Here is a 5,003-nt window from a genome sequence, read left to right as displayed (position 1 = left end):
CAAGGTACATGGGGGGAGTCCACGACTTACGAGATTCTTTCCAAAAGCAACCCGGTGTGGAAAATTCAGGAGATTAATGAAAACTCCCCACTTTGATGAAGAAAGGCGCTGATTAGCGCCTTTTTCTAATTAATGACCAGCAAGTGCCTGTTGGAAATTGTGTGCAGTATCGGCGTTTCTCTTATCACCAATTCCCGTACGATGCGATTCAGTCGCTGCCGTCCCCCAATCTCCCCGATTCACCGCAGCATTAAATTTTGGGAATTCATTGCGTAAGCGTGGAATACCCAAGTTAAATCCCATATCTACAAGTCCAGTTTTAGCGTTATCGGTAAATGATCATAGTTTGCATACAATCCCCGCAACCCTTTCTCAGTTTCTTGTACATCCGCAATACAGGCTTGTATCGCATCATCATTGCTAAGATGCACGGCAGCACGGGAGCCTGGATGATTCAAAACCTGCTTATAACCATTTCGGACATCCGTGGATGTAGCAGCTACTTCAATATTGCTGCTGTCCCCGTGGGCTAATGACTGATGATACGTTTTCAAAAATCGCATGCCTAAAGCCGCATCAATATTGGCAAGTAAATGACCTATTCCGACTGTTGGGTTCCCTTTTGAGTCAGCATAAATAGCATTTACAAACCCCTCATGTGCCATCAGGTTATTTGCGCACATGGTCATATAGATACCATCGTATGTTTTAGTTGAAGGTATGCTTAACCTTGTTGTTGGGCCTATGTTGGTGTGTGAACCAGCATTCCCGCCGGTACCCAAGGAGCCAGGGGCATCATAACTATGAATAGTGCCATAAGGCGTATCATGATCATTCCAGCCTGGGCCTGAATTCGGATCTGTATCTGACATATTAATCCCTCATAGAAAGTAAAATAAAAACTGTATTTAAATACAGTAATCAGACTGTGTTCTTGAAAGGGAGTTGTATCAACAGATGCCAATCGTGCTAAACATGGCACAACAAGAGCCGAAGTGGGAATATCTTCAACCGTTCACAGGGACAAAATTTAGCTGGGGTAAATTCTAGGAAAAGCAATGAATTATCTCGTTAACATGATTTTTCTCACGGTTTGCCCACGACCCACTTATCAGATTGGCTTCGAAGCGACTGGTGCGTTTTTTGTGATGATATGGAGCTGGTCGCATAAGAGTTTGAAGTTGTTGAGGTTTTGTGAACAGGACAAAGTTTCTGCATCTCAGATGAGAAAATTATCTTAGCATTTTGCTTATTGCAACCCATATCAATGTCCGCTTCTGGCAGTGAGTTTAACCGATGGATGCAACACACTGATTGAACCGCTCGAAGGTCCGTTGTGAGCGAGGAGCGGACAACAAATAGAGCGGAAAGAGGGTAGGAAATCTCGCTATTTTTTCAGGCCAGCCATGTGGTTCAGCTGGCCTTCATTTGAAACGTTGTTATATGGGAACTGGATAGTTAATCCATCGATGCTGCATCCTGCATCCAAAAGATAATGACAAACTTCAGCTGATAACTGATAATTTTTAGTTGTTAAGTAACATTAGAGCGGAAAATGGCAACGTGTTACTATAATAAAAATGGGGTCTTGAGGGTTTAGGGATTATACATATATGAGATTTTATAGCATCGATTATCTACAAGTGCAGTCTAACATCAATGATTATCTAAAATTCATCGTTATATTTAGTACTTTATTTATCTTGATCGTTGTTTTTAGTCTGTATATGCGCCATCGCTTGCAAACTAAATATCGTGACTTAACAATCATAGCCTTCTTGTTTTTACTCTTCATTTCTGGTGTTCAGTATGCAGATTACACCGATAGTCAAAATATACACTCCCAATCATCACAAATGGTTAACTTTGTTAGGTTGTTATCACAAGAAAAAGGAGTGAATGTGAATTATATACTTTCTAGTTCAGCACAAATTTCTGATGGTATTATCGTTAAAATTAATGATCTTTATTACCGTGTTAACTTAAGTTTGGACCAAAAAACATACAATCTAGTAGAGGTTTCGTTAGTAAACCCAGAAATTGAAATTATGAAAAACTGAGGAATGGAAATGATAATTTATTTACCTATCATTATAAAATTAGGTCTGGGAATACTGTGTTTAATTGTTCAAATTAATCTCATGGGGAAAGGAAATTTGGCCCCCTCATCAGCAATGGATCAGGTTCAAAACTATGTACTGGGGGGGATTATAGGTGGCGTAATTTACAACGAATCGATAACAGTACTACAATTTGTCCTAGTGCTAATCATATGGACTTTTTTGGTGTTTGTTCTTAAGTTTTTGAAAGAAAATAGTCGAATCGTTAAAAGAATAATTGATGGAAAACCTATTACTTTAATACATAACGGCAGCGTTAATGTTAAGGAGTGTTTACGGAATGGTGTTTCCGCAAATGACTTGATGTTTAAATTAAGAGCAAGTGGAATTTATGAAATAGAAGAACTAAAACGCGTGGTTCTCGAACAAAATGGGCAGTTAACAATTATACAAAGTGGTGATGAAAATATACGATATCCAATTATAGTGGATGGCTTATCCAACTATGATCTACTCGAAATCCTTAACAAGGACAGTGACTGGTTAGAAAGTGAAGTTAAAAATCAAGGCTTCAATAAAATCAGTGAAGTATATTTAGGTGAGTATTTGTCGGGTAGGATAATTTTATACGGATATGAAAAATAATATCTAAAATTATCGCCCTTATTATTAGTAGACAGCTATTTCAGGTGCTTCTGCCTCAGAACACTAGCATCAACGTCCGCTCTTGGCACACAGCAGACAAACACGTGACGCAGAAGGTCTGCTGAGAGCGATAAACGGAAGTACGAAATTGTTCTCACCGCTAGGGGTGCATTACTAAAATCCCCGCGTGTTAATCAACGGGAACTGTTCAGCCCACTAATTTGACGCTAATAATCTTGAGAGGTACAGTTAAATTTTATAGGCGTCTCAAATGTCAGGACGATTCGAATGGGTAAACTTAAACTAGTTAGTTTTGCAATAGTTGCTTTAGCGGTTGTATTAGGGGCAAATGAATATTTTGCCATGCATCGTGGTCCTGAATGCAGCAATGTTAGTTTTGACGAAGCGTCAAAACTCATTTCAAAAGATTTTTTAGGCGATAGAATGCTTCGTTGGCAGCAGGATACTGATAGACTAGGAACAAAATCACCTAAACTTAGCTTTGACCAAAAAAACACCAAAGTTACTGAGGTCTACCTAGTCCCATTTACAGCAGAAGGACCAAATGGAATAATTCATTACGATGCTATGTATACATGTAAGACTAATTCGATAGAGTATAGTAGTCGATAAAATTCCAAGATGCATTTCATTGCCCCCTTAATCAGGGGCAATGGGCATAACCACCTATGTATTAACGAAAACCAGTTCCTTTGATATCTAATTGCCCCGGAATATGAATCGGGAATTCCTTACCAGAGAAGTGCGCAAGTACCGATGTAGAATATTCCCCGATTGGACCGCGATAGGTTGAAGGATTAGCATCGTATTTATCATCAAATGCTCTGACGACACCATTGTAGTTCCATGCGCCACTCGAAACAATAGTTAATACCCCCTCAGTTCGCATACTGATATTGCCTAAGTAAGCAGCTGGAATAATACCGTCAAGCATAGTGTTTCGATTAAAATTCCCGGCATCACCACTAATATTGAAGGTGCCCACAGCACCACTATTTACAATGTTCATGACTGGTGTTATTTGATTAGGCTGAATACGTAATCCTACATCACTCAAGTTAACTGTCCGGGCAGCACCATTACCCCAAAGATAATGTGCCCAGGCGGTGATTGGTGTAGTAACGTCACCACTTAGTTGTGTCATTTGTCGGGTGACATAATCATATTTTGTTGGGAAATCTTTACCATTATGAATAGCTTGATAAGGACTAAGTTTTGGATAGTTTACCATCCACATATCACCAATACAATGGTCGGAAATATTGTCCCGAACAACTTGCAAAGTTTTAGAGTCACTCAGACTATGAGTCTTAATATAATTATCAATCCATTTTGCAGAGTCTAAACACATTTTTGGAGAAGCATAATAAGGTAACGTCACTTGTAAAAATATTTGGCCTTCAGATGGCCCAGACATTCCAGAACCAGTGGCAACATAACTACCGCCAAGGGCTGGTCCTACTGATGGAGGTGTTCCTACCGTTACTAATGTATCCGACATAAAAAATCCTCTATAATTAATTGAAAGTGTTCACAACCACTAACTTTAATCAGCAATGTCATCCAAAGAAAATATGCTGATAAGAAGGGTTGATTTACATGATAGCAATCGTAAAAAATTAAAAAATCGATAAAAGATGTTTCAAATACTACACAAAAATTGCAAAAAATTAATTGTATTTAATTATGGCTTTAATGAGGCAATTTTTTATTTTCACGAATATATGTCCGAAAAACGCCCGTAGCTCTCCGCTTCTTGCGTGACAAAATATGATTGATGAATCGTATTTCTCTGCGAGATTTCGACGATCTGAAGTACAGGTAAAAAGACACTGGTGAGCTTTTTGTTCCAGTGGCCGGCTCCCCTCTGAATAATGCAGTCCGGACTCAGCAACGTCCGCTCCTGGCACATAGCAGCCCGTGGCGGACGGAATGTCCGCTGTGAGCGAACAGCGGAAGTCCGCAACTCCAACAACTACAGGATTAACATTGAGGAGTCTTAATCAATGGGGAGCAGGTCAGACCCTACTGAGGGCGTCAGCTGGAGGTACATAGTTGAAATCTCTCTTGAGTGCCAAGAGCAGAGGTTAGTCATATCATTGTCCATCAATCGATTGACAGTCGGTCAGTAGAAATCAATATGATTTACCGATCAGTTGCATAGTTTAATGAGTCAGAAAGACCACTCTATTTATATGCCTATTAGTTGTTTTGTGAAAAAAATTATTTCAAAGATTGTCTATTTTATAGTTAATATTTTCATTTATGGAATAAGAA

Annotated in this window: 5 protein-coding genes; 3 read left to right on the top strand and 2 right to left on the bottom strand. The window is 39.2% G+C overall.

Going from position 1 to position 5,003, the window contains the following annotated elements; genetic code table 11:
• Positions 1-305 precede the first annotated feature (305 nt).
• On the bottom strand, positions 306-872 hold the full coding sequence (locus tag J1779_RS00230) for a lysozyme family protein (protein ID WP_238484991.1): 567 nt from the start codon (positions 870-872) through the stop codon (positions 306-308).
• Between the two features lie 741 nt (positions 873-1,613).
• Here J1779_RS00230 and J1779_RS00225 point away from each other — a divergent pair.
• The 3 genes from J1779_RS00225 (at position 1,614) to J1779_RS00215 (ending at position 3,338) form a co-directional block, all read left to right on the top strand.
• Entirely contained in the window at positions 1,614-2,060 is a 447-nt protein-coding gene (locus tag J1779_RS00225; protein WP_217202543.1) for a DUF3290 domain-containing protein, read from the top strand.
• 9 nt (positions 2,061-2,069) lie between these two features.
• Entirely contained in the window at positions 2,070-2,705 is a 636-nt protein-coding gene (locus tag J1779_RS00220) for a DUF421 domain-containing protein (RefSeq protein ID WP_217202542.1), read from the top strand.
• A gap of 288 nt (positions 2,706-2,993) precedes the next feature.
• The gene (locus tag J1779_RS00215; RefSeq protein ID WP_217202541.1) at positions 2,994-3,338 is read left to right on the top strand and encodes a protein YebF; all 345 of its coding nucleotides are present in this window, start codon (positions 2,994-2,996) and stop codon (positions 3,336-3,338) included.
• Between the two features lie 61 nt (positions 3,339-3,399).
• Here J1779_RS00215 and J1779_RS00210 read toward each other — a convergent pair whose 3' ends face one another.
• Positions 3,400-4,227 carry a lipid II-degrading bacteriocin gene (locus J1779_RS00210; RefSeq protein ID WP_217202540.1) on the bottom strand — a complete coding sequence of 276 codons (828 nt, stop codon included), beginning with the start codon at positions 4,225-4,227 and terminating at the stop codon, positions 3,400-3,402.
• Positions 4,228-5,003: the final 776 nt, after the last annotated feature.

Origin of the sequence: Rahnella rivi (assembly GCF_019049655.1) — a bacterium.
GTDB lineage: Bacteria > Pseudomonadota > Gammaproteobacteria > Enterobacterales > Enterobacteriaceae > Rahnella > Rahnella rivi.
The sequence above is the reverse complement of the archived record's forward strand: the minus strand, read 5'-3'. Positions and strand labels throughout refer to the sequence as shown.